This window comes from Fictibacillus arsenicus (assembly GCF_001642935.1).
Classification (GTDB): domain Bacteria; phylum Bacillota; class Bacilli; order Bacillales; family Fictibacillaceae; genus Fictibacillus; species Fictibacillus arsenicus_B.
This window is the reverse complement of the sequence record NZ_CP016761.1, coordinates 3,046,834-3,069,224: the sequence shown is the minus strand read 5'-3', so window position 1 is coordinate 3,069,224 and position 22,391 is coordinate 3,046,834. Positions and strand designations below refer to the sequence as shown.

Genomic DNA, 22,391 nt, shown 5'->3' with positions numbered 1-22,391 from the left:
ATACATGTCAGTTGATACGAGCCTAAGATTTGATAAGGACTACGTAAACGGTTTTTCAAGCAGCAGACAGGAACCCGCTTGGCTGCAGGAGCTTCGTTTGCAAGCATTGGAATTGGCTCAAAATCTTCCAATGCCTAAACCGGACAAAACAAAGATTGATAAATGGAACTTTACAGATTTCAAACATGAAGCAACGGGTAATGCTGTAGCTTTCAATGAACTTCCAGAAGACGTTAAAGCATTGATTGGTTCAGAAGAAGATGCGAAGAACGTTCTTGTAATCCATAACGGTACACCAGTGTTTTTCGCATTGGAACAAGAAGTTAAGGATCAAGGAGTTATCTACACGGATCTCTTAACAGCTGCAAAAGAACATGAAGACTTAGTTAAAAAGTACATCATGAAAGCTGTTTCAGCTGATGAAAACCGTTTAACAGCTTTGCATGCATCACTATTTATGAATGGTGCGTTCCTTTATGTTCCTAAAAATGTAGAACTGTCTGCACCGATTCAAGCTGTTTATTATCAAGATGATGAAGCAGCACTGTTTAACCATGTAATCCTTGCAGCAGAAGACAATAGCTCAGTAACGTATGTAGAAAACTACCTTTCTACAAACGAAAACACAGAATCAGTAGCAAACATCGTGTCTGAAGTATATGCAGGCAGCGGTGCGAAAGTTGTTTACGGCGCAGTTGATAACCTTGCAAAAGGAATGACAACATACGTGAACCGCAGAGGCCGTGCTGAAAAAGATGCTCGAATTGAGTGGGCGCTTGGACAATTTAATGACGGAAATACGGTTTCAGATAATACGACTCACCTAATTGGAGATGGATCATTTACTGATACGAAGACGGTAACAATCGGACGCGGTGATCAAAAGCAAAACTTCGTTGCTCAAATTTTTAACCACGGAAAACATTCTGAAGGTTACATCTTGACTCACGGGGTAATGAAAGATAGTGCCAGCTCTATTTTTAACGGTATTACGAAGATTGAGCACGGCGCTACAAAATCTCATGGTGAGCAGACAGAACGTGTTCTTATGTTAAGTGAAAAAGCACGTGGTGACGCTAACCCGATTCTTTTAATCGATGAAGATGACGTTACAGCAGGGCATGCTGCATCTGTAGGCCGAATCGATCCGCTGCAAATGTTCTATCTAATGAGCCGCGGAATTTCAAAAGCGGAAGCAGAACGTCTAATCATTCATGGATTCTTGGCACCAGTGGTCAGCCAAATGCCTTTAGAATCTGTTAAAAATCGTCTAGTAGAGGTTATTGAAAGGAAAGTGCGCTAACATGAGTGCAAAGGAATGGAGAAAGCTGTTTCCTATCCTCGATCAGGAAGTTAACGGCAAACCTCTTGTCTACCTTGACAGCGCGGCCACTTCACAAAAACCGATACAAGTTATAGAAGCTTTAGATAAGTACTATAAGGAATACAATTCGAATGTTCACCGCGGTGTTCATACTCTTGGAACTCGTGCTACAGATGGATATGAAGGAGCACGTGAGAAGGTACGCCGTTTTATCGGTGCTAAGTCAACGCAAGAGATAATTTTCACACGCGGAACAACGACTGCGATTAATACTGTTGCAAGAAGCTATGGAATGGCAAACCTTTCTGAAGGTGATGAAATTGTGATCACTCCTATGGAGCATCACAGCAACATCATTCCATGGCAGCAGGTTGCGAAAGTGACTGGAGCAACGCTAAAATACATCCCTTTACAGCCAGATGGGACAATTGATCTCCAAGATGTTGAGAAAACAGTAACAGAGCATACTAAGATTGTCTCAGTTATGCAGGTTTCTAATGTTTTGGGAACAATCAATCCTATTAAAGAAATCGCGGCGATCGCTCATAAGAACGGAGCTGTGATGGTTGTTGATGGTGCTCAAAGCGCGCCGCATATGAAAGTGGATGTTCAAGATCTTGACTGTGATTTCTTTGCCTTCTCTGCTCATAAAATGTGTGGACCGACAGGCATTGGTGTTCTATACGGGAAGAAAGCACTCCTTAATAAAATGGAGCCTGTAGAATTCGGCGGAGAAATGATCGATTTGGTTGGTTTGCAGGAATCGACGTGGAAAGAGCTTCCTTGGAAGTTTGAAGGCGGTACTCCTATTATCGCAGGTGCGATCGGGTTAGGTGCAGCAATCGATTTTCTCGAAGATATCGGGCTGGATAACATTTTAAAATTAGAGCATGAACTTGCGGATTATGCGATGGAACGATTATCTGAACTTGATGGAGTTACGATTTTTGGACCGAAGCATCGGGCCGGACTTGTGACTTTTAACCTTGATGATGTACATCCACATGATGTAGCTACAGTCCTTGATTCAGAAGGAATTGCAGTCCGTGCCGGCCACCATTGTGCACAGCCTCTCATGAAATGGTTAGAAGTAACAGCAACAGCCAGAGCTAGTTTTTATCTGTATAACACTGAAGATGACGTCGATGCTTTCATAAAAGGACTCACAACAGCAAAGGAGTATTTCGGTCATGTCTTCTAATTTAGATCAGCTTTACCGGCAAGTCATTATGGACCATTATAAAAATCCCCGCAATAAAGGGATTTTGGAAGATGGTGCGTTAAATATTAATATGAATAACCCAACATGCGGCGACCGTATCCAGCTTACTTTAAAAGTAGAAGATGGAAAGATCGAGTCTGCTAAATTTGATGGTGAAGGATGTTCCATCAGTCTGGCATCAGCATCAATGATGACGCAAGCAGTAAAAGGGCTTCCTGTAGAAGATGCCCTGAAACTTGCAAAGATTTTTTATGATATGATGTTAGGGAACGATTATGATGATGGATCCTACGATTTAGGTGACATCGAAGCTCTGCAAGGAGTATCAAAATTCCCTGCCCGCATTAAGTGCGCCACTCTTGCGTGGAAGGCTATGGAACAGGGAGTAGGTAAACAAGAGGAAGAATAAGTTCCTCTTGAGTTTAAGAATTAGAGTGCCAATCCAGTAAGGAGGGATTCTGCAATGGCTAAGAAGATGCCGGATATCGGCGAATATAAATATGGTTTTAGAGATAAAGACGTATCCATTTTCAGATCTAAGCGTGGTTTGACAAAAGAGATCGTTGAAGAAATTTCACGCATGAAGAGTGAACCTGAGTGGATGCTTGAATTCCGATTAAAGTCATTAGAGCAGTTCTACAAAATGCCGATGCCGCAATGGGGCGGAGACATGAAGGACTTAAACTTTGATGATATTACGTATTATGTTAAGCCATCTGAAAAATCCGAGAAATCTTGGGATGAAGTACCTGCGGAAATCAAGGCTACTTTTGACAAGCTTGGAATTCCAGAAGCTGAACAAAAATACCTTGCAGGTGTATCTGCACAATATGAATCTGAGGTTGTTTATCACAACATGAAAGAAGACCTTTCTGATTTAGGGATTCTTTTCACAGATACAGATACAGCTTTAAAAGAGCACGAAGAGATCTTCCGTGAGTATTTCGGAACAATCATTCCACCTTCAGATAATAAATTCTCAGCTCTAAACTCTGCAGTATGGTCTGGTGGATCATTCATTTACGTACCAAAAGGCGTAAAATGTGATACTCCGCTTCAAGCATACTTCCGAATCAACTCTGAGAACATGGGTCAGTTCGAGCGTACGCTTATCATTGCGGATGAAGACAGCTCAGTACACTACGTAGAAGGTTGTACTGCGCCCGTTTATTCAACAAACTCACTTCATAGTGCGGTTGTTGAAATCATCGTTAAAAAGAACGCTTATTGCCGTTACACAACGATTCAAAACTGGGCGAACAACATCTACAACCTTGTTACAAAGCGTGCTGTAGCTGAAGAGAACGCAACGATGGAATGGGTAGATGGAAACATCGGGTCTCGTCTAACGATGAAATATCCTGCTGTTATCATGAAAGGCCGCGGTGCGAAAGGTACAATTCTATCTATCGCAATCGCTGGTAAAGGACAGCATCAGGATGCAGGAGCAAAAGTATTGCACCTTGCACCGGATTGTTCATCTACAATCGTATCCAAGTCGATCTCTAAGCATGGCGGTAAAGTAACATACCGTGGTATTGCTCACTTCGGACGTAAATCTGACGGATCAAAATCCAACATTAAGTGTGACACGCTTATCATGGATAACCAATCCACATCAGATACAATTCCGTACAACGAGATTCTAAACAATAACATTACGCTTGAGCACGAAGCAACTGTATCTAAGGTTTCAGAAGATCAGTTATTCTACCTCATGAGCCGTGGTGTTTCTGAACAGGAAGCAACAGAAATGATCGTAATGGGATTCATCGAGCCATTTACAAAAGAGCTTCCAATGGAATATGCAGTAGAAATGAACCGCCTGATCAAGTTCGAGATGGAAGGTTCAATCGGATAAATTATAAAAAGCCTTGGTATATAAGAAATATACCGAGGCTTTTTTTGTGTGTAAATTCGTGTTGTGCCAACTCGACTCGGAATTTTTTTCTTTGCTTTTTAAATTATAAAATTTTTCTTATTCAACAAACGGCCCAGAATGTGGAATAAGAGAGAGCAAAAAAAATTTTTAACACCGCGTACTTTTAATTCTTCTATTACAACGACACACCTTAAAAGAGCATAAAAAAATTGCAAGATAAAAGTTATCCTGCAATTTAAATAAATTAATTTATGTTTTTTACTGCTTCCTTCATATGAAAAGTTTTTTTGAAATGTTTTTAATAGCTTTTATCTACTCCATCTTTTGGAAAACAACCACATATTCTTAGTAATTACAAAGTTCAGCTCATATATGCACAGGGCTGCTTAATGTAACCTTTTTTAGTACAATGATTTTCTATTTATTTTTGACTTTGAGGACCTTAATTACTTCTTTTGTTGCTTCAGCAATAAGCTTGTCGTTATAATCAGCATCTTTTTGATCACGACTCGAAAGTACAGCAAGAACAATTGGGTCTCCTTTTGGTGGCCAAATGATGGCAATGTCATTTCGCGTACCATATGATCCTGCTCCAGTCTTATCAGCCACTTCCCACCCTTTCGGCACTCCAGCACGAATTAACGCATCTCCAGTAGTATTTCTCTTCATCCAACCTATTAAAAGTTCACGTTTTTCAGTTGGGAGTTTATCTCCCAGTGTAAAAGCCTGAAGACTGGTAGCAAGTGCTCTTGGTGTACTTGTATCATGAGTTTCACCTGGATTAACTTCATTTAAATCTGGCTCAAATCGCTCAGGGGTGGTAACATTATCACCAATTTCCTCCAGTGCTTTTTTAAATCCAGTCGGTCCCCCCAGTTGTTTAAGAATAAGGTTTCCAGCAGTATTGTCACTGTATCGAAGAGAAGCATCCGAAAGCTCCTTAAGAGTCATCCCCGTATCAACATGCTTTTCTGTAATCGGACTATAAGTGACAAGATCCTCGCGTGTATACGTAATTGTTTTATTAAGGTCTTCTATTGATTTCTGTTGTAAAAGTGCTCCTACAGCTAGAGCCTTATGAGTAGATGTATAAGCAAAACGCTCATCTGGATGATAGTTTACTGTTTGGTTTGTACCAGTATCCAACGCAAAGACTCCGAGTTTAGCATCAAATTTTTCTCCAAGCTTGGCAAAAACATGATTATTTTCAGTTCCTTGTTTTTGGGGTTTTGTTAATTTAGCATCAACGTTATTGTTTGATAAACATACAAGCGTTGCACATGAAAGAAATAATAGTACAGGCACAATTTTTCTAAATGTAGATGAATTAAAAATGTTGCTCAACGATTTCATTAAAATTCAACCTCTTTCTATTATGTATTCTCTTTCAAATAACAAAGCTATTTTATCAACTATACACAATAATGGACATAAAATATTAATCATACTTTCATGATAAAAAACTAAATATAAAGAATATTCAGGTTTATCCATATGATTTACTTAGAAAATTATATACCAGTTTCGTTCTTTAGTAGTGATATTTAGGGAGTTACTAGATTTTCAATAGTTGTAGTGAAATTTATTCGTGCCAACTTTGTGCCAACTGAATTTGAAGAGTATTGAAATGTTTTTAAAATCAAAACACGGAAAAACCTTGATTTAACAAGGATTTACATCTATTGAATATGTTGTGAAATCCTTCGTTAATCAAGTTCGAGATGGAAGGTTCAATCGGATAAAGTCTGAAAAGCCTTGGTATATAAGGAATATATCAAGGCTTTTTTTATGTGGGAATTAGCGTCGTGCCAACTTTGAGATCATGAAATTAAAAATGAAAAATTCTTAATAATAATAAGGGCAGTAGTTAATCCACGAAATCAGCTTATAGTAAAATGTGCAACTTTAAATGGAATAAAAAGTTTTAAAGAAGATAAGGGATCGATATTTTCAAATGGTATACAGACAAAATTATGTAAAATATAAATATATCTTACGGCTAATCCTATAGATACAGGGGGTGAAAAATATGGCAAAGAAGAGCACAGGAAAGGGTCGAAAGGCATCAAGTGTAAATCCACAGGGAATGAGCCCCGATGTTGAATTCAGCAAAGAACCTGTATCAGAACTTGCAAATCGTGCGAAAAAGAAAAACACAAAAATCTAAATTTTGGCGACCTCATAAGGATCTTCAAGTCCTTCCCAAGGTCGCCCATTTAGGCTTTCGCTTGCATTTCTTTCAAGTTCCAGATGGAAGGTTCAATCGTATAAAATTCGAGAAGCCTTGGTATATAAGGTATATACCGAGGCTTTTTTATGTGCAATTAGTGTCGTGCAAACTTTGTGCCAACTAGAAAATTTTTTTCTCTTTTAGTTATAAAATTCTTTTTATTCAATAAACGAGCCAGATCGTGGAATAAGGGAGGACTTTTAGGGTTAAATCTTGAAACTGTATTTATACCTTATAAGGAATGAAATATAAATGGTTGATAAAGAAACTCAGATAAAGGTACTACACTGTGGAGATCCTTTAAGATTTGTATGTGAAATTCTTGGTGTTAAAGATATGAGTAATCAGAAGTATGATAAAGTCTTTACTGTGAGTAAAGGTGAAATATACAAATATATCTCAATAAACGGTATCCCTGTTTTAGAGAGAGGGGCTTTATAATCTTAGAAAAATGATTCTAGTAGGAATATAGAGAGCAAGGAGGATAAATGCATCATGATGCCTGGTACGTTATATGAAACACATGTGAAGACAAGGAATTTAGAAGCAGCCATTGTTTTTTATAAAAAGCTTGGTATGGATATCGCTCATACGATTGAAGAAAGAAGGGTAGCCTTCTTCTGGTTTGATAAAAACCAAAAAAGGGAGCAGATGCTAGGGGTTTGGGAAGTGTCAGAACAAGAATTCCATACGAGTCATTTCGCCTTTAAGATCGGGTATGAGGAGATTAAGAACGCCCGGGAATGGTTATTAGAAAAAGGGATTGAACTAAGGGCGGCTTTTGGATTGGAACCGACCGAACCAATGGTGCAAACATGGACACCTTCCGCCAATCTGTATTTTCGGGACCCGGACGGAAACTCATTGGAGTTTCTTTGTCTACTGCCAGAAGGTAAAAAGACGGACAAAGATGTAATGCTGTTAAGCGAATGGGAGGCTTTATAAAAAGGGTCTTGAGAACCTAAATATGAAATGCTGTCGATGACGTGTCGAAAAGCCTATAAATCTTTTTGAAGAACCATAAATTATTTTAAAAGGCTCATAAACCATTAATTAGTTCGGGCTTATAATTGGTTCTATCAACCGAATCTTCTCATTAAAACAAGATGCTTGGATCGATAGAGATTTGAGTAAAACTGCTCGACATGTTATTTCACCATTCTTTACCTGGCATTTTCAAAGAAATTATTTTTAGTTTTGGAGGAGACCTTATGAAACCAATTACCATTCCCGATTTAACAAAAAGACCTTTTAGCTTAACGGTAGAATGTCAAATGCATGCAAGCCCTGACGTATTATTCCGCGCTTGGACGAAGCAGTTTGATCTATGGTTTGCTGCTCCTGGGACATTATTAATGTATGGAGAAGTTAATACACCATTTTACTTTGAAACAGTTTTTGAAGAACAGCGTCACCCTCATTACGGACGTTTTCTAAGGCTTGAACAAGACCGACTCGTTGAAATAACATGGGTAACAGGTTCTGGTGGAACAGAGGGTGCTGAAACAGTTGTGACCGTTGAAATGGAAGCGGTTCAGAGTGGAACAAGAATCCGCCTTACGCATTCAGGATTTTCAGATGGAGTATCGAGAGACAAGCATGAAGATGCCTGGCCATTAGTGCTTGAACATCTAGACAAACGAATGTTAAGCAGTTTCTGAATAATTCTTTAATTCTATATGTAATTTCAAAGCGAATCCAATTCCTTGGGTTCGCTTTTTTGCTTTAAAAAAGTATATAATGCAATCAACAATCACTATAAAATAAAGGAGCATCCACCCTCATGAATGAAGTGATAGAGACCATACTAGCTCATAAATCAATTCGTAAATTTAAAGACAAATCAATAAGTGAAGAAATGATTACGACACTTGTTGAATGTGCACAGGCTGCCTCAACATCAAGCTATCAGCAGGTATGCACCATTATCGGGGTTGAAGATCAGGAGAAGAAGCAAAAACTCGCTGAACTTGCAGGCAATCAGTCTTATGTTGCTGACAACGGCTATTTCTTTGTTTTTTGTATAGATTATAACCGTCATAAAGTAGCTGCTGAAATGCTAGACAAGAATATTAACGACACCATTCAATCAACAGAAGCTTTCATGGTAGGTACAGTTGATGCTTCCCTTGCTGCACAAAATGTGGCGGTTGCAGCTGAATCCCTAGGACTGGGAATCGTATACATAGGCGGAATACGAAACAATCTTAAAGAAGTCTCCGAACTGCTCGATTGCCCGGAACATGTGCTGCCCCTGTTTGGCATGGCTATAGGGTATCCAGATGCTGAGCCCGGTAAGAAACCTCGTTTGCCAATTCAGTCTGTTTTTCATAAAAACGGGTATAAGAAGAATGAGGAAACGAAAAAACTTTTAAATCAATATGAAAAGGAAACAGCTGAATATTATAAGAAGCGAACTGGCGGCAAACGTACGGAAGGATGGGTGACACAAATCACCACTTCAATGTCGTCTCCGAAGCGAGCTTATATGAAAGAATTTGTTCGTGAAAAGGGATTAAATAAAACTTAAAAACTTACAGGCAGGTGAGTTTAGAGAATGATAAAAATAGGTGTAACGGGATGGGGAGATCACGATTCACTTTATCCGGACGGTACTCCTGCAAGAGATAAACTGGCGGTTTACAGCGGTCATTTCCCTGTTGTAGAAGTGGATTCTTCCTTTTATGCGGTTCAGCCTGCAAAAAACTATGAAAAGTGGGTTGCAGCTACACCAAAGGATTTTTCCTTTGTTGTTAAAGCGTATCAAGGGATGACAGGCCATTCGAGAGGAAAGCTGCCTTTTGATTCTGGTAAACAAATGTTCGACGCGTTCATACAATCTATCCAGCCGGTGATCACTTCAGGAAAACTGGAGATGGTTCTTTTTCAGTATCCGCCATGGTTCGACTGTAAAAAAGAAAATGTTCAGGATCTTCGATATGCAAAAGAGATGATGGGTGATATTCCAGTAGCTTTAGAGTTTCGGAATCAAACATGGTTTAGTGAAGAGATGAAGGAAAAAACACTTCGGTTCATAGACGAAGAACAGTGGATACACACGGTTTGCGATGAGCCGCAGGCAGGGAGCGGTTCTATACCGATTGTCATGCATACAACAGAGGAAAAAACACTGATTCGTTTGCATGGCAGAAACGTATACGGATGGAACAATTCAGGACAGCCAAATTGGAGAGAAGTCCGTTATTTGTACCGTTATAATCAAGCAGAACTGCTGGAGTGGAAAGAGCGCATTCAGACGTTAGCTTCCGAAACTAAGAACCTTACAATCTTGTTTAACAACAATTCAGGCGGAGATGCAGCAGATAATGCAAAGGAAATGATCGATCTTTTAGATATACAATACGATTTTCTGGCACCCCGCCAGCTCGATTTATTTTAAAATTAATTTCCTAATATTACAAATTAATTTCAAAAGGTAATAAAAGATTCAATTTAGTAAACAGCCTGATATACTATTAAGGTGAATTAAATAACGTGAGCTGGATGAAGAAAGTGGGGATCACCTTGGATTTCAAAAAATTGATTCAGATGATGTACTACTTACAGATTGCGTTTGTCGTCAGTGGCGTTTATTTGCTATTTATCTACATATTTACAAACAACTCTGAACGGATTCAATTTCTGACACTGGTGTTATGTATCAATCTAATCTCATTAAAAGTCACCAGAGACCGTTTTAAAGCATAAAGAAAACTGCGCGATGCTGCGCAGTTTTTTATTTTTAAAGCATCTTTAAAAGTGCTTTTCTCCCTTGCATACCAACCTCAATACCTTTTTCCCTTGCTTCAAGTGTAATAGATTCTAAAGGTGCATCCAGCAGCTGCTCGATCGTTCTTACTCCTACAGCACGCCCTGCAATAATTTTACGGTCTGCTAACTTTTCGTTCAATAAGGCTACATCTAAAGCTCCGCACATAATATATCCATTCTCGTTAAAAACAGCCATAAAATTTGTTTTTGGCAAACGAAGGGTGACAGCGGTAAACGGATGTCCTTCTATTAAAATCGGGTTCATCTCTAACATGCTTCCACTCCTTTCTCCTTACTATTTTTATGTGTAAAAAAGGAAAAAGTGTTAGGTGTTGAAGCTAATTTTAAGGCGAAATAATGAACAAAAAAGAATTTAATCTAAAGATTGGACAGGACTGCCCTCTGTGATACGATAATAGGAAATGGCTTTTTCTAAAAGATTATTGCTACGGACATTTTTAGAAAAATCTTCGTTGAAAAGTTGATTGGAGCGGAAGGTGCGAGACTCCTGCGGGACGAGCGGACAGGTGAGACTCCTAACGGCGCAAAGCGCCAGGAGGCTCACCGCACGCCCCGCGGAAAGCGAGCACCTGGAGCGGAAATCAACATCTTCCAATAGCAATCACAGTTACGAAAACTGCCCAAGAAAAATAGGAGGCGATAAAAATGAAACAATACTTGGATTTTCTTCAAGATATTTTACATAATGGCACGAAAAAAGAAGATCGGACAGGCACTGGAACGGTCTCTGTATTTGGACGTCAAATGAGATTTGACTTGGAAGATGGTTTTCCCCTCGTGACAACAAAAAAGCTTCATTTAAAATCAATCATTCATGAACTTTTATGGTTCTTAAAAGGTGATACAAATATCGCCTATCTAAAAGAAAACAAAGTTCGAATCTGGGATGAATGGGCAGATGAAGAGGGAAATTTAGGACCTGTTTACGGCCATCAGTGGCGTTCATGGTCCGCTCCAAACGGGGATACAATCGATCAAATCTCAAACGTGATTAATGATATTAAAAATAACCCTGATTCAAGAAGATTGATTGTTTCAGCATGGAATCCTGCAGATGTACCAAATATGGCTTTGCCTCCATGTCATTTGCTGTTTCAGTTTTACGTTGCAGATGGAAAGCTCTCATGTCAGTTATACCAGCGCTCTGCTGACAGCTTCTTGGGTGTTCCGTTTAACATCGCTTCATATGCCCTATTAACGATGATGGTGGCTCAGGTGACCGGTCTGAAGCCTGGAGAATTCGTTCATACGATTGGTGATGCTCATATCTATCTGAATCATATCGAGCAGGTTGAGCTGCAGCTGACACGGGAACCGAAGCCACTGCCTAAAATGAAATTGAATCCGAGTGTTACAAATATCTTTGATTTTACTTTTGATGATTTTGAACTCGTTGATTATGAGGCGCATCCTCATATTAAAGGTGAGGTGAGTGTATGATTTCTTTTGTCGTAGCTATGGATGAAAACCGGGCCATCGGAAAAGATAATGATCTGCCGTGGTACCTTCCTAATGATTTAAAGCATTTCAAGAAAACAACGATGGGGAAACCAATAGTTATGGGCAGAAAAACATATGAATCGATCGGCAAACCGCTGCCTGGTCGAGAAAATATCGTAGTTACCCGAGATCAAAGTTATGAGGCAGAAGGGACAACTATTGTTCATTCTGTAGATGAAGTACTGCAAATAAATGCTGAAGAAATATGTGTAATAGGCGGTTCAGAGATTTTCAAGCAGTTTCTTCCTGTTGCAGACCGCTTATATATTACCGAGATTCATCATACGTTTGAAGCCGATACTTATTTTCCTGAATTAAATGATAACGAGTGGAAAGAGGTATCCCGGACAGAAGGAATCGTTGATGAAAAAAACAAATATCCTCATGAATTGGTAGTATACGAAAAAATTAAGTCTTAAAACTCGAATGAGCCCCCCTCTTGTCTGCATACATTGTAGGAAAGGGGGGTTACCTTTTGTTTAAACGAAAAAAAATGAGACTGCGAAAAGGGCCGCTTCCGTTTCGATATGTTGTGCTTATTTCCTTTACTCTTTTTGTATTTATCACACTTCAAGGATTGTGGCTGGTGGACCGTGGAATTGAACCTACTTTGATGCATGTAGCTCAAAGAAAAACAGAAGAGATCGCATCCTTGGCGATTAATGAAGCCATTATTAATAAATTGTTTGATTCGATTGATATGCAAGACATTCTAGTCTCTAAAGAAGATAAAGATGGGAATATTGTATATGCAGGTGTGAACCAGCAAATAGTGAATAAAGTACAAAATCAATCAGCCATTGTTGTTCAAGAGTTTTTGAAGGAAATTGAAGAAGGCCGTATTCCGAAAAGTATTGAGTCAAATGAATTAGGTTTATCAAAAAATCATTCAAATGAACCCGGAGTAATTATGTCTATCCCATTGGGGCAGGCAACTGAAAACTCTTTACTCGCAAACTTAGGTCCGAAAATTCCGATTAAGTTTACGATCGTAGGCGATGTAAACACAGACATCGAAGAGAAAATTGAAACGGTTGGTATTAATAATACGTGGATCTCAATTAATATCATTGTCACGGTAAAGGCGAAAGTAGTTATCCCTTTTGCTACTGAAACAGCTACAGTTACGAGACCGATACAGATCATGGGACAGTTTATTCCTGGAGAAGTACCGATTTATTATAATCAATCAGGAGATCCGATTCAGCCAGCACTTCCAATTGATCCCAATATAAAAGATAAAGAAGATGCTAAAAAGAAGAAGGAAGAAAATGCTGAGGCAATAGAGGAAAGTGCTGCCGATGAAGTTGCAGATGAATCAGCTGAATAAAAGGCTTCCTTAAATTAACAACTTCTATCAGGGTTGACCAATATGCGAACTTTGTTATAATGATAAGTGAATTTTAAATTTTATATGTCTTTAAGCCTATCACCGATGGGGTAGAGGAGCGGATTTTAAGAGTACTTTTTCAGAGAGTGACGTCTGTGAAGAAAAAGGAAAGGAACTTCCGCCGAAGCAAAAAATGACGGTCTGTTCATTTTTGCTGGGTTTACACTAAATAAGTGTAAAACTGTCACTGCGAGGGTAACTACGCAGTGGAGGACTACTGATCGATGAGGAAAACCATAAATTACTTAAGTGATTGATAGCAGGTTATTTCCTTGTCTATTAATCGCTTTTTATTTTGTCTTTTTTTCCTCAGCGTCCTGTATAAACTCCTCAACATGGATGGCTAATTAGAAGAAGGAGGAACATCATGGAATTTGAGAATTCGATTTATTCATTAATACCGCCAGTATTAGCCATATTAATGGTTATTTTAACTAGGCAAGTACTTATCTCGCTAGGGGCGGGGATTGTAGCAGGCGCATTACTGCTTCATGACTTTAATATTGGAGCAACATTGAAAGAGATTGGAACGATTGTTAAAGGGCATTTTATTTCAGATGGAGCCCTGAACGAGTGGAACGTCTATATTCTATTGTTCCTATTGATCTTGGGAATGATGACAAGTATTATCTCCATGGCTGGCGGAAGCCGCGCTTTTGGTGAATGGGCTATCTCCCGAGTAAAGACTAGACGAGGTGCTCAAATTCTGACAGTGGTTTTTGGACTAGTAATTTTTATCGATGACTATTTCAATTCATTAGCTGTCGGAAATGTTAGCAGACCTATAACAGACCGCCACAGAATTTCACGTGCTAAGCTTGCTTATTATCTAGATTCAACGGCTGCGCCTGTTTGTGTAATCTCTCCGGTATCAAGCTGGGGTGCTTATATTATCGGTATTATTGGAACGATTTTAGCAACTCATGAGATCACAAATATTTCAGCGTTTAGTGCTTTTATTCAAATGATTCCAATGAATTTTTATGCAGTTTTTGCACTTATTTTGGTATTTGCAGTTGCTTATTTTCAATTGGATTTCGGTCCGATGAAACAGCATGAACAACGTGCTTTAGCTACTGGAGAAGTTATTGATCCAGAGAAAAAAGGAGCAATTGGTGAAGGCATTAAGCTTGAAGAAAGTGATAAAGGAAAAGTGAGAGACCTTGTGTGGCCGATCGTTCTTTTAATCGCAGCAACAGTTGGTTTCATGTTCTATACTGGTATTGAAAATGTAAAGGGTCTAGAAGAACCTACAAAGGTTACTCTTCTATCCATTTTTGAAAATACAGATGTACCGAAGTCTCTGCTTTATGGAGGATTAATTGGTTTAGCTACAGCAATCCTTTTCTTCTTGCCTAAAAAGATGGGAGCTTCTGGATTAGCAAGAGGATTGGGTAGAGGCGCACAATCCATGATGGGTGCTGTAACGATTTTAATTTTTGCGTGGACGATTATTTCAGTAATCGATAGTCTCGGAACAGGAAAATATTTAGCTGGATTAGTGGATCAGCACATGAACCTGGCTTATCTGCCGTTAGTATTATTTGTATTGTCTGGTCTTATGGCCTTTGCGACAGGTACATCATGGGGAACCTTTGGTGTAATGCTTCCTATTGCTGCAGAGATTGCAGCTTCTACGAATGTTGAACTTATGCTGCCTGTATTAGCTGCAGTACTTGCTGGATCAGTATTTGGAGACCATTGTTCACCAATTTCTGATACAACCATTCTTTCTTCTACAGGAGCGGGAAGCCATCATATCGATCACGTAATGACGCAGCTTCCTTATAGTTTAATTGCCGCTGTTATTTCAGCCATTGGCTATTTAGCATTAGGATTAACAGGAAGTGTTTGGATCGGACTGCTTGCAGCATTTGCTGTTTTCGCTGTTTCAATAGTCCTAATAAAAAAATGGTCCGGTAAAGATAGTGTTAATAAAAATACAATAAGAGCTTAATTTGGAAGTGCCCGGTTTTAAACCGGGCACTTTTTCTTATATTTATACGACCTGATTCGCTATATTACGACAAAATTACTAAAAACATTTTGACAGGATTCATTTAATTGTAATATACTAAACCCAGAATAGTCAGAAAACAGTAACAATTGTAAAATTTTTGACTTTATCAAAAAGGGGGAAACAACAATGGAAGATCGGCAACAATGGGGAAGCCGCTACGGTTTTATTTTAGCAGCAGTCGGTTCTGCGATCGGATTGGGTAACATCTGGAGATTTCCAGCTGTTGCTTATGAAAACGGTGGAGGAGCATTCTTTATCCCTTACTTAGTAGCACTATTAACGGCAGGTATTCCCTTATTGATCCTGGAATTTACACTAGGACATAAGTACAGAGGATCAGCACCGCTATCTTATTTCCGTCTTCACAAGAATGCGGAATGGCTTGGATGGTGGCAAGTATTTGTAGCGTTTGTCATCTCAACTTATTATGCAGTAATCATTGCATGGGCACTCAAGTACTCTATTTACTCTTTAAATCTTACATGGGGAGACAAGCCTTCTGATTTCTTTTACGGTGAAGTGCTGCAATTAAGTGCTAAGCCAGGCGAGGTTGGCGGTCTTGTTCCAGGAGTAGTAATTGCGCTTTTAATCGTGTGGGTAGTAACGCTATTAGTATTATATAAGGGCGTTTCAAAAGGTATTGAAAGATTCAATAAAATTTTTATCCCTGCTCTAGTGATTATGTTCTTATTAATTGTTATTCGTGCAGTAACTCTTGAAGGTGCAGGTCAAGGATTAAATACGTTCTTCTCACCTGACTGGAGTATGATCAATAACGGTAAGGTATGGGTAGCGGCTTACGGTCAGATTTTCTTCTCATTATCTATTGCTTTTGCAATCATGGTGACGTATTCGAGCTATCTGCCAAAGAAATCTGATATTAATAACAATGCATTTATAACTGGATTTGCAAACTCAGGTTTTGAACTTCTTGCTGGTATCGGAGTTTTTGCAGCACTAGGATTCATGGCTATGCAGCAAGGGCTGCCTGTTGCTGAAGTTGTAAAAGGCGGTATCGGACTCGCTTTTGAAGTCTTCCCGGCAATTATTAATGAGTTCCCAGGAGGAAATGCCTTCTTCGGAACAATGTTCTTCTTAACACTTGTATTTGCGGGTATGACATCGCTAATCTCAATCGTTGAAACATATGTTGCAGCATTACAAGATAAATTCGGAATTTCCAGAACAAAAGCAGTACTTATGGGTGGAGGAGTTGCTTCTGTAATCTCTTTACTTTTCGCAACAAAAGGCGGATTGTACATGCTTGATATTACAGACTACTTCATTAACAACTTTGGAATTACATTAGCAGGTCTTGTTGAAGTTGTACTTATCGCTTGGTTCTTCAAACAGATGAAGGGACTTCAAGATCATGCGAATGTTATTTCGGATTTAAGAACAGGATTATGGTGGAAAATATGCCTTGGTGTTATAACACCAATTCTTCTTGGCTACATGATGTTTGATAACATTAAACAAAACATTGCTGAAAACTATGGCGGATATCCGACTGGATTAGTCGTTACGTATGGATTAGCTGTTGCTATTGGTGTTATCGTACTTGGGTTCTTACTAAGCTTAGTGAAATGGAAAACAAATGCTGTACAAGAGAAAAGGGAGGTCAGCTGATATGACAGGCAGTGCGATTGCAATGATGGTTATCGGCATGGTGATCCTTTGGGGTGGCTTGCTGGCTAGTATAGGGAATGTGGTACGGGTTTCTAGAAAAAAATAAAAAGAAAGCTGATTTCTCGTTTGAGGAATCAGCTTTTTTCATTCTTAGATCATAAATCAGAGCGCAGCTCGAGATTTATGATCGCCATACGGAATTTATGATCGCCATACGGAATTTATGATCGCCATACGGAATTTATGATCGCCATACGGAATTTATGATCGCCATACGGAATTTATGATCGCCATACGGAATTTATGATCGCCATACGGAATTTATGATCGCCATACGGAATTTATGATCGCCATACGGAATTTATGATCGCCATACGGAATTTATGATCGCCATACGGAATTTATGATCGCCATACGGAATTTATGATCGCCATACGGAATTTATGATCGCCATACGGAATTTATGATCGCCATACGGAATTTATGATCGCCATACAGAATTTATGATCGCCATACGGAATTTATGATCGCCATACGGAATACGCGTTCATCCCAACAAAAAAGAGGCTGCTTCAGCTTCTTTTTATTATCTTCTCTTGCTATCGACTCTTTCCTGGCGTTCCCACGCTTTTAAATATGGATACGGATCAAATGCCCACTCTGTAATCCCGTTATCCCGGTACATTCCAAAATGAAGATGCGGCGGAAACTTTCCTGACGTTCCAGGAGGACCGTATCCTGTACTGCCGACATAGCCAAGCACAGTACCTGGTTCTACGATCGAGCCTTTTTCAATGCTTTTATTAAAACTCCCTAAATGAGCGTAATAGTGATACACGTTATTAATGTCACGAACCCCGATTCTCCATCCGCCAAAGCGGTTCCATCCTTTGACTTCTACGACTCCATACGAGACAGCTTTCACTGGAACACCATAATCAGCAAAAATATCAGTTCCTTCATGGATACGAAGCCCGCCAAATCCGCGGCGGTCACCCCATGTGCTACGATAGCTGTAGTTGGATCTTAAAGGCACAATAAAGCTATGTTTATCTAAAGAAACAGTACCATATGTCTCATAGATCATTGCGTTTTCCATAATGATATCCACAGCTTTGTCTCTTTGATAATAACTCCAAAGCCCGATTCTGAAATTTTCAATATCGTGACCATGTTTTTGAATGATCTCAGCGAATGTAAACAGAATATCTTCATCGTTGTTTCGATCAGCAATTCCATCATTGTTGCCATCTTTTCCGATTCCGCCAAACATGGCAATTCGCTCAGGATTTGTATCATCCATTATCGGATTGATTGGTCCTGACCATTGAATAGGGGAAAAGTATATGCCCACTAGCCCTTTTCTTGCCGGAAGGTCGCGTCTCGCTTTTCGGACACTTCTTTCATACTGATCGACGCCCGCAAAATAATGCCATGGAATTAGTGTGACAGACTCCATTTTTTTATAAAGGCTCAGCCTGTCAACATCTTCTTTAGTAAATCGCTCGGCTGCCTCGCTGCTTCTTTCAGGAAGAAAGGTCATTAGAAGGGCTGCCAGAGTGAGGAACAGGACTGTAAATTTCCTCATACGTCCCAAACCACTCCTTTCTTTCATTTACCATTAGTTTGTTGAACTTACAAAAAAACATGAAGGAAAAATGCTGGAAAAAAACTCATGTTTGGAGTTTTGGCTGTCGTATGGTAGAGTATTGATGGGAATAATGTTTAAATCTAAACAAAAATGTGACTTTCAGACCAAGAAAATTTGGGGTGATGATGATGGCAAAGAAAGAAGAATATGTACGTAAACCGGAATGGTTGAAAATAAAGCTAAACACAAACGAAAATTATAAAGAACTAAAGAAAATGATGCGAGAAAAGAAGCTACATACTGTTTGTGAAGAGGCGAAATGTCCTAACATTCATGAGTGCTGGGCTATCCGTAAAACAGCAACATTTATGATCTTAGGTGACATCTGTACCCGAGCATGCCGTTTTTGTGCTGTAAAAACAGGCTTGCCTACTGAATTGGATCTTCAAGAACCAGAACGCGTTGCTGAATCTGTAGAACAAATGGGACTTAAACACGTCGTTATAACTGCTGTTGCCCGTGACGATTTAAAAGACGGCGGAGCACATGTCTTTGCAGAAACTGTTCGTGCAGTTCGCGCACGTAATCCGTTCTGTTCAATCGAAGTTCTTCCATCTGATATGCTGGGTGACATTGATGCACTGAAAACATTGATGGATGCAAAACCGGATATTATGAACCACAATATTGAAACAGTAAGACGACTTTCTCCAAGAGTTCGTGCACGTGCTACTTATGATCGAACGATGGAATTCTTGCGCCGTGCAAAAGAAATGAATGCAAACATTCCGACTAAATCAAGCCTTATGATCGGACTTGGTGAAACATGGGATGAGATCATCGAAACAATGGATGATTTGCGTGCAAATAATGTGGATATCATGACAATCGGTCAATATTTGCAGCCGACCAAAAAGCATTTAAAAGTACAAAAGTATTATACACCTGAAGAGTTTAAAGAACTTCGCGATATTGCCTTCAGCAAAGGATTTAAACATTGTGAGTCAGGGCCGCTAGTACGTTCTTCTTATCATGCGGATGAGCAAGTAAATGCCGCAGCCCAAAACATTTAATACAAAAAGACCAGAAGCAAAAATCTGCTTCTGGTTTTTATTTTCCTTCCATTTCACCGCGCATCGGGTTAGTTTCACCATTCATTTCGCCGTTTTCATTTTCTCCATAATTCCATTTCTTACCCTGTGGAGCTTTCTTCATTTCTTGAATCAGGCGGTCGATGATTCCTTCAATATCCTCTGTATCATTATTTAAAGCTTGATATTGTTCAATTTTATTAATCATGCCTTTTTCATCAGTTACATATACGTGATAATATCTCGGAACAACAGAGAATGCAGTCATTTTAACTTGGTCAGCTGCAGCATTTCTGTCTTTGTTCGTCGTCTTATATCCGATTAATACTTCTTCATCCGTCACAAGAGTCCCGACATCTTTAATGTCTGGAAGCTGAAGAACCATGTCTGAGATCATATCTGCAAGCTTTTGACGGTTTAAGTAAGGTACAGCATTTCCTGTTTTTACTTTGTCCCCGGACATATGGCGCATATATCCAAAATCCCCGTAATTCTTGTTGTTGCCAATCCGATTTTCATCTTTGACATTAGTTCTTGAAAATTTATATTCCTGTCCCATTTTCTTTTGGTCGTCACCACCGCATCCTGAGAGAACGATGGCTAAACATAAAAGCATTCCTAATTTTTTCACAGGTGTTTTCACCTCCTTATCCATTAGAATGACCTTAAACGCAAATACTTTACAAAGAAATTGTTGGCTGTTGATGGCCGAAACATGGTAAAATAAGTATCAGGAAATGAGGTGAAGCATTTTTGATTACAGTTGGTAATTATTCCTATGAAGTGATTGAAGATGTACGGGAAGCCTTTAATGAGGAACAATTTAAAGCGCGCTACAGTGAAATTTTACATAAATACGATTATATTGTTGGTGACCTCGGTTACGAACAACTTCGTTTGCGTGGTTTTTTTGAAGATAATCACGAAAAGGCTACGTTCGATACGAAAATCAGTACATTGCCGGAATACATATATGAATATTGCAATTTCGGATGTCCGTATTTTGTGTTAAAAAAAGTAAAGGGGCTGACTCAAAAGGACACATAACGTGACCTTTTGGTGTCAGCCTTTTTTAATATGTCTTTTTGCACAATAAAAAAATCGCCCTATTTAGTATGATTAAGTCACCACAACACAACCAACTAAAAGGAGCGATTTTTTTATGAAACATGATCATATTTCTTTCATCGATTATAACATGGACCAATTGACTCTTCCAATGGATATTAGTGAATTAATTCCCCTACATAATGTAGCTCGCGTTGTAAACGAAATGATTGAACGTATTCCTGATGAACATTTTCTTAAATATTATCCTGGCGGTGGACGAAGCACGTATCATCCTAAAATGATGACGAAGGTTTTGGTCTATGCCTACACGCAGCGCATGTATTCTGGGCGAGAAATTGCCCACCAACTAACCGTGCATCTTCCCCTAATATGGCTGAGTGGTTTTCAAACACCCGATTTCCGGACCATTAACCGTTTTCGTTCAGAACGATTAAAAGGATTAATAGACGATTTATTTAAACAAGTGCTCGTTCTTTTAGTAGAAGAAGGACAAGTTCAGCTCGAATCCTACTTTCTAGATGGTACAAAAATTGAGGCAAACGCCAATCGTTATACATTTGTTTGGAAGAAGAGTACGGAAAAATATAAGGAAAAACTTGAGGGGAAAGTCGAAGAGCTTATCACCCAGATTGATGGTGTTTGGAGAGAAGAAGCGTCTTGTGAAGACAAAGAAAAGACCGTGATTTCACCTGAGAAAATTCAAAACAAAGTAGATGAATGGGAAGAAAAACTGGAAAAAGAACCAAAAAACAAAGAACTGAAAAAAGCTGTAAAGGTCATGAAGAAAGACTATCTGCCAAGAAGTCTTAAATATAAGAAGCAATTATCCATATGTGGCGATCGAAAAAGTTTTTCCAAAACAGATCCCGATGCGACCTTCATGCGTATGAAGGAAGATCATATGAAGAACGGACAATTAAAACCCGGGTATAATGTGCAAATGGCCTCCAACAATCAGTTCATTTTATCGTATACCCTGCACCAGCGCCCGGGAGACACACGGTGTCTTATCCCGCATCTTCAAGAAGTCAAAGCAAAATTTGATATTGATCCAAAACGCATTATCGCAGATGCCGGTTATGGTTCTGAAGAAAACTATGCGTATTTAGAAGGGAAAAAGCAGAAAGCATACATTAAATATGGTTTGTTTGAGAAAGAACAAAAAAGGTCTTTTAAGAAGAATCCTCATCACCAATCGAACTGGTTTTATGATGTAAAAAAAGACACGTTCACTTGTGCTGCAGGCAAACTTCTCTATCTCACCGGGGAAAAGAAACAAAAAACGGAATCAGGGTATGAATCCACAATCAAAGTTTATAAGTGTAACGAATGTGAGGGTTGTCCCTTTCGAAAAGAATGCACAACATCAAAGGATGGAAGAAGTACGCAAGTGAATGAGACCTATCAGGAACTAAAATCGAAAGCAAAAAAACGCCTTTGGACAGACGAAGGAAAACAACTCTATGCGAGAAGAAAAATCGACATAGAGAGTGTTTTCGGTCAGTTCAAGGGCAATCGGTCGTTCCGGCGGTTTTCGCTCCGTGGACTACCGAAGGTAAATATCGAGGTTGGGCTGATCAGTTTAGCCCACAACCTATTAAAATCGGCGGCCAAGAAGGCCGCCTAAAAACATATAGAGACACTTTTAC

General features: G+C 39.2%; 24 protein-coding genes and 1 riboswitch. Of the genes, 20 read left to right on the top strand and 4 right to left on the bottom strand.

The genetic code is table 11. The annotated features are described in order from the left end of the window. The first annotated feature begins 4 nt into the window (after nt 1-4). From sufD to sufB, 4 genes are read left to right on the top strand one after another with little or no spacing between them, the layout of a single operon-like run. The gene (gene sufD, locus ABE41_RS15715) at nt 5-1,303 is read left to right on the top strand and encodes a Fe-S cluster assembly protein SufD (RefSeq protein WP_066292303.1); all 1,299 of its coding nucleotides are present in this window, start codon (nt 5-7) and stop codon (nt 1,301-1,303) included. A gap of 1 nt (nt 1,304) precedes the next feature. Beyond that, complete coding sequence (locus tag ABE41_RS15710) at nt 1,305-2,525, top strand: cysteine desulfurase (protein ID WP_066292300.1); 1,221 nt, start codon at nt 1,305-1,307, stop codon at nt 2,523-2,525. Then, nucleotides 2,515-2,955 (top strand): Fe-S cluster assembly sulfur transfer protein SufU, encoded by a 441-nt coding sequence (gene sufU, locus ABE41_RS15705; RefSeq protein WP_066292297.1) that lies wholly within the window; start codon nt 2,515-2,517, stop codon nt 2,953-2,955. Before ABE41_RS15710 ends, sufU begins: the two co-directional genes overlap by 11 nt. A 54-nt stretch (nt 2,956-3,009) precedes the next feature. Next, nucleotides 3,010-4,407 (top strand): Fe-S cluster assembly protein SufB, encoded by a 1,398-nt coding sequence (gene sufB, locus ABE41_RS15700; protein ID WP_066292294.1) that lies wholly within the window; start codon nt 3,010-3,012, stop codon nt 4,405-4,407. Nucleotides 4,408-4,845: 438 nt separating this feature from the next. On the opposite strand, the gene bla is transcribed toward sufB, so the two are convergent. Beyond that, nucleotides 4,846-5,781: a class A beta-lactamase gene (gene bla / locus ABE41_RS15695; RefSeq protein WP_066292293.1), complete on the bottom strand. Its 936-nt coding sequence runs from the start codon at nt 5,779-5,781 to the stop codon at nt 4,846-4,848. 676 nt (nt 5,782-6,457) lie between these two features. Between bla and sspL the strand changes: the two genes are divergently transcribed. From sspL to ABE41_RS15660, 7 genes are all read left to right on the top strand, one after another. Continuing rightward, the gene (sspL, locus tag ABE41_RS15690) at nt 6,458-6,595 is read left to right on the top strand and encodes a small, acid-soluble spore protein L (protein WP_066292290.1); all 138 of its coding nucleotides are present in this window, start codon (nt 6,458-6,460) and stop codon (nt 6,593-6,595) included. 315 nt (nt 6,596-6,910) lie between these two features. Further along, the gene (locus ABE41_RS15685; protein WP_066292287.1) at nt 6,911-7,099 is read left to right on the top strand and encodes a hypothetical protein; all 189 of its coding nucleotides are present in this window, start codon (nt 6,911-6,913) and stop codon (nt 7,097-7,099) included. A 54-nt stretch (nt 7,100-7,153) separates the two neighbouring features. Continuing rightward, nucleotides 7,154-7,603: a VOC family protein gene (locus ABE41_RS15680; RefSeq protein WP_066292285.1), complete on the top strand. Its 450-nt coding sequence runs from the start codon at nt 7,154-7,156 to the stop codon at nt 7,601-7,603. Between the two features lie 266 nt (nt 7,604-7,869). Next, nucleotides 7,870-8,319 carry an SRPBCC family protein gene (locus ABE41_RS15675; RefSeq protein ID WP_066292282.1) on the top strand — a complete coding sequence of 150 codons (450 nt, stop codon included), beginning with the start codon at nt 7,870-7,872 and terminating at the stop codon, nt 8,317-8,319. Nucleotides 8,320-8,441: 122 nt separating this feature from the next. Then, entirely contained in the window at nt 8,442-9,188 is a 747-nt protein-coding gene (gene nfsA, locus ABE41_RS15670; RefSeq protein WP_066292280.1) for an oxygen-insensitive NADPH nitroreductase, read from the top strand. A 27-nt stretch (nt 9,189-9,215) separates the two neighbouring features. Next, complete coding sequence (locus ABE41_RS15665) at nt 9,216-10,058, top strand: DUF72 domain-containing protein (RefSeq protein ID WP_066292278.1); 843 nt, start codon at nt 9,216-9,218, stop codon at nt 10,056-10,058. A 95-nt stretch (nt 10,059-10,153) separates the two neighbouring features. Continuing rightward, nucleotides 10,154-10,366 carry a hypothetical protein gene (locus tag ABE41_RS15660; protein ID WP_066292275.1) on the top strand — a complete coding sequence of 71 codons (213 nt, stop codon included), beginning with the start codon at nt 10,154-10,156 and terminating at the stop codon, nt 10,364-10,366. 34 nt (nt 10,367-10,400) lie between these two features. On the opposite strand, the gene ABE41_RS15655 is transcribed toward ABE41_RS15660, so the two are convergent. Further along, the gene (locus ABE41_RS15655; RefSeq protein ID WP_066292272.1) at nt 10,401-10,703 is read right to left on the bottom strand and encodes a YunC family protein; all 303 of its coding nucleotides are present in this window, start codon (nt 10,701-10,703) and stop codon (nt 10,401-10,403) included. Between the two features lie 392 nt (nt 10,704-11,095). Here ABE41_RS15655 and ABE41_RS15650 point away from each other — a divergent pair, with 392 nt between their 5' ends. The 6 genes from ABE41_RS15650 to ABE41_RS21110 all read left to right on the top strand — a co-directional run bounded on the left by ABE41_RS15650 (nt 11,096) and on the right by ABE41_RS21110 (nt 17,095). Continuing rightward, on the top strand, nt 11,096-11,890 hold the full coding sequence (locus ABE41_RS15650; RefSeq protein ID WP_066292271.1) for a thymidylate synthase: 795 nt from the start codon (nt 11,096-11,098) through the stop codon (nt 11,888-11,890). After that, nucleotides 11,887-12,369: a dihydrofolate reductase gene (locus tag ABE41_RS15645; RefSeq protein WP_066292270.1), complete on the top strand. Its 483-nt coding sequence runs from the start codon at nt 11,887-11,889 to the stop codon at nt 12,367-12,369. Before ABE41_RS15650 ends, ABE41_RS15645 begins: the two co-directional genes overlap by 4 nt. A 56-nt stretch (nt 12,370-12,425) precedes the next feature. Next, complete coding sequence (gene yunB / locus ABE41_RS15640; RefSeq protein ID WP_066292269.1) at nt 12,426-13,280, top strand: sporulation protein YunB; 855 nt, start codon at nt 12,426-12,428, stop codon at nt 13,278-13,280. Between the two features lie 103 nt (nt 13,281-13,383). Further along, a riboswitch (Lysine riboswitch) is annotated at nt 13,384-13,565 on the top strand. 142 nt (nt 13,566-13,707) lie between these two features. Next, nucleotides 13,708-15,297, top strand: a complete 1,590-nt coding sequence (locus ABE41_RS15635; protein ID WP_066292265.1) for a Na+/H+ antiporter NhaC family protein — start codon at nt 13,708-13,710, stop codon at nt 15,295-15,297. A gap of 189 nt (nt 15,298-15,486) precedes the next feature. Next, nucleotides 15,487-16,989, top strand: a complete 1,503-nt coding sequence (locus tag ABE41_RS15630) for a sodium-dependent transporter (protein ID WP_066292262.1) — start codon at nt 15,487-15,489, stop codon at nt 16,987-16,989. Between the two features lies 1 nt (nt 16,990). Continuing rightward, nucleotides 16,991-17,095 carry a MetS family NSS transporter small subunit gene (locus ABE41_RS21110; protein WP_156774290.1) on the top strand — a complete coding sequence of 35 codons (105 nt, stop codon included), beginning with the start codon at nt 16,991-16,993 and terminating at the stop codon, nt 17,093-17,095. A 480-nt stretch (nt 17,096-17,575) separates the two neighbouring features. Here the strand turns inward: ABE41_RS21110 and ABE41_RS15625 are convergent, their stop codons facing one another. Beyond that, nucleotides 17,576-18,577, bottom strand: a complete 1,002-nt coding sequence (locus ABE41_RS15625; protein WP_066292260.1) for a M23 family metallopeptidase — start codon at nt 18,575-18,577, stop codon at nt 17,576-17,578. Between the two features lie 191 nt (nt 18,578-18,768). Between ABE41_RS15625 and lipA the strand changes: the two genes are divergently transcribed. Continuing rightward, on the top strand, nt 18,769-19,653 hold the full coding sequence (gene lipA, locus ABE41_RS15620) for a lipoyl synthase (protein ID WP_066292256.1): 885 nt from the start codon (nt 18,769-18,771) through the stop codon (nt 19,651-19,653). A gap of 37 nt (nt 19,654-19,690) precedes the next feature. Here lipA and ABE41_RS15615 read toward each other — a convergent pair whose 3' ends face one another. Beyond that, nucleotides 19,691-20,302 carry a YhcN/YlaJ family sporulation lipoprotein gene (locus ABE41_RS15615; RefSeq protein ID WP_066292253.1) on the bottom strand — a complete coding sequence of 204 codons (612 nt, stop codon included), beginning with the start codon at nt 20,300-20,302 and terminating at the stop codon, nt 19,691-19,693. A 122-nt stretch (nt 20,303-20,424) separates the two neighbouring features. Between ABE41_RS15615 and ABE41_RS15610 the strand changes: the two genes are divergently transcribed. Together ABE41_RS15610 and ABE41_RS15605 are read left to right on the top strand one after the other, a co-directional pair. Then, entirely contained in the window at nt 20,425-20,718 is a 294-nt protein-coding gene (locus ABE41_RS15610; protein WP_066292251.1) for a YutD family protein, read from the top strand. A 115-nt stretch (nt 20,719-20,833) separates the two neighbouring features. Further along, nucleotides 20,834-22,369, top strand: coding sequence for an IS1182 family transposase (locus ABE41_RS15605; protein WP_066292246.1), 1,536 nt, complete (start codon nt 20,834-20,836; stop codon nt 22,367-22,369). The last annotated feature ends 22 nt before the right edge of the window (nt 22,370-22,391 follow it).

What these genes read in the sequence shown, in the direction of transcription:
- ABE41_RS15625 (WP_066292260.1), bottom strand. Translation starts at nt 18,577, where the DNA reads ATGAGGAAATTTACAGTCCTGTTCCTCACTCTGGCAGCCCTTCTAATG.
- ABE41_RS15635 (WP_066292265.1), top strand. Translation starts at nt 13,708, where the DNA reads ATGGAATTTGAGAATTCGATTTATTCATTAATACCGCCAGTATTAGCC.
- ABE41_RS15630 (WP_066292262.1), top strand. Translation starts at nt 15,487, where the DNA reads ATGGAAGATCGGCAACAATGGGGAAGCCGCTACGGTTTTATTTTAGCA.
- ABE41_RS15650 (WP_066292271.1), top strand. Translation starts at nt 11,096, where the DNA reads ATGAAACAATACTTGGATTTTCTTCAAGATATTTTACATAATGGCACG.
- sufB (WP_066292294.1), top strand. Translation starts at nt 3,010, where the DNA reads ATGGCTAAGAAGATGCCGGATATCGGCGAATATAAATATGGTTTTAGA.
- sufU (WP_066292297.1), top strand. Translation starts at nt 2,515, where the DNA reads ATGTCTTCTAATTTAGATCAGCTTTACCGGCAAGTCATTATGGACCAT.
- sspL (WP_066292290.1), top strand. Translation starts at nt 6,458, where the DNA reads ATGGCAAAGAAGAGCACAGGAAAGGGTCGAAAGGCATCAAGTGTAAAT.
- lipA (WP_066292256.1), top strand. Translation starts at nt 18,769, where the DNA reads ATGGCAAAGAAAGAAGAATATGTACGTAAACCGGAATGGTTGAAAATA.
- ABE41_RS15680 (WP_066292285.1), top strand. Translation starts at nt 7,154, where the DNA reads ATGATGCCTGGTACGTTATATGAAACACATGTGAAGACAAGGAATTTA.
- ABE41_RS15645 (WP_066292270.1), top strand. Translation starts at nt 11,887, where the DNA reads ATGATTTCTTTTGTCGTAGCTATGGATGAAAACCGGGCCATCGGAAAA.
- ABE41_RS15665 (WP_066292278.1), top strand. Translation starts at nt 9,216, where the DNA reads ATGATAAAAATAGGTGTAACGGGATGGGGAGATCACGATTCACTTTAT.
- ABE41_RS15710 (WP_066292300.1), top strand. Translation starts at nt 1,305, where the DNA reads ATGAGTGCAAAGGAATGGAGAAAGCTGTTTCCTATCCTCGATCAGGAA.
- nfsA (WP_066292280.1), top strand. Translation starts at nt 8,442, where the DNA reads ATGAATGAAGTGATAGAGACCATACTAGCTCATAAATCAATTCGTAAA.
- bla (WP_066292293.1), bottom strand. Translation starts at nt 5,781, where the DNA reads ATGAAATCGTTGAGCAACATTTTTAATTCATCTACATTTAGAAAAATT.
- sufD (WP_066292303.1), top strand. Translation starts at nt 5, where the DNA reads ATGTCAGTTGATACGAGCCTAAGATTTGATAAGGACTACGTAAACGGT.
- ABE41_RS21110 (WP_156774290.1), top strand. Translation starts at nt 16,991, where the DNA reads ATGACAGGCAGTGCGATTGCAATGATGGTTATCGGCATGGTGATCCTT.
- ABE41_RS15605 (WP_066292246.1), top strand. Translation starts at nt 20,834, where the DNA reads ATGAAACATGATCATATTTCTTTCATCGATTATAACATGGACCAATTG.
- ABE41_RS15675 (WP_066292282.1), top strand. Translation starts at nt 7,870, where the DNA reads ATGAAACCAATTACCATTCCCGATTTAACAAAAAGACCTTTTAGCTTA.
- ABE41_RS15655 (WP_066292272.1), bottom strand. Translation starts at nt 10,703, where the DNA reads ATGTTAGAGATGAACCCGATTTTAATAGAAGGACATCCGTTTACCGCT.
- ABE41_RS15685 (WP_066292287.1), top strand. Translation starts at nt 6,911, where the DNA reads ATGGTTGATAAAGAAACTCAGATAAAGGTACTACACTGTGGAGATCCT.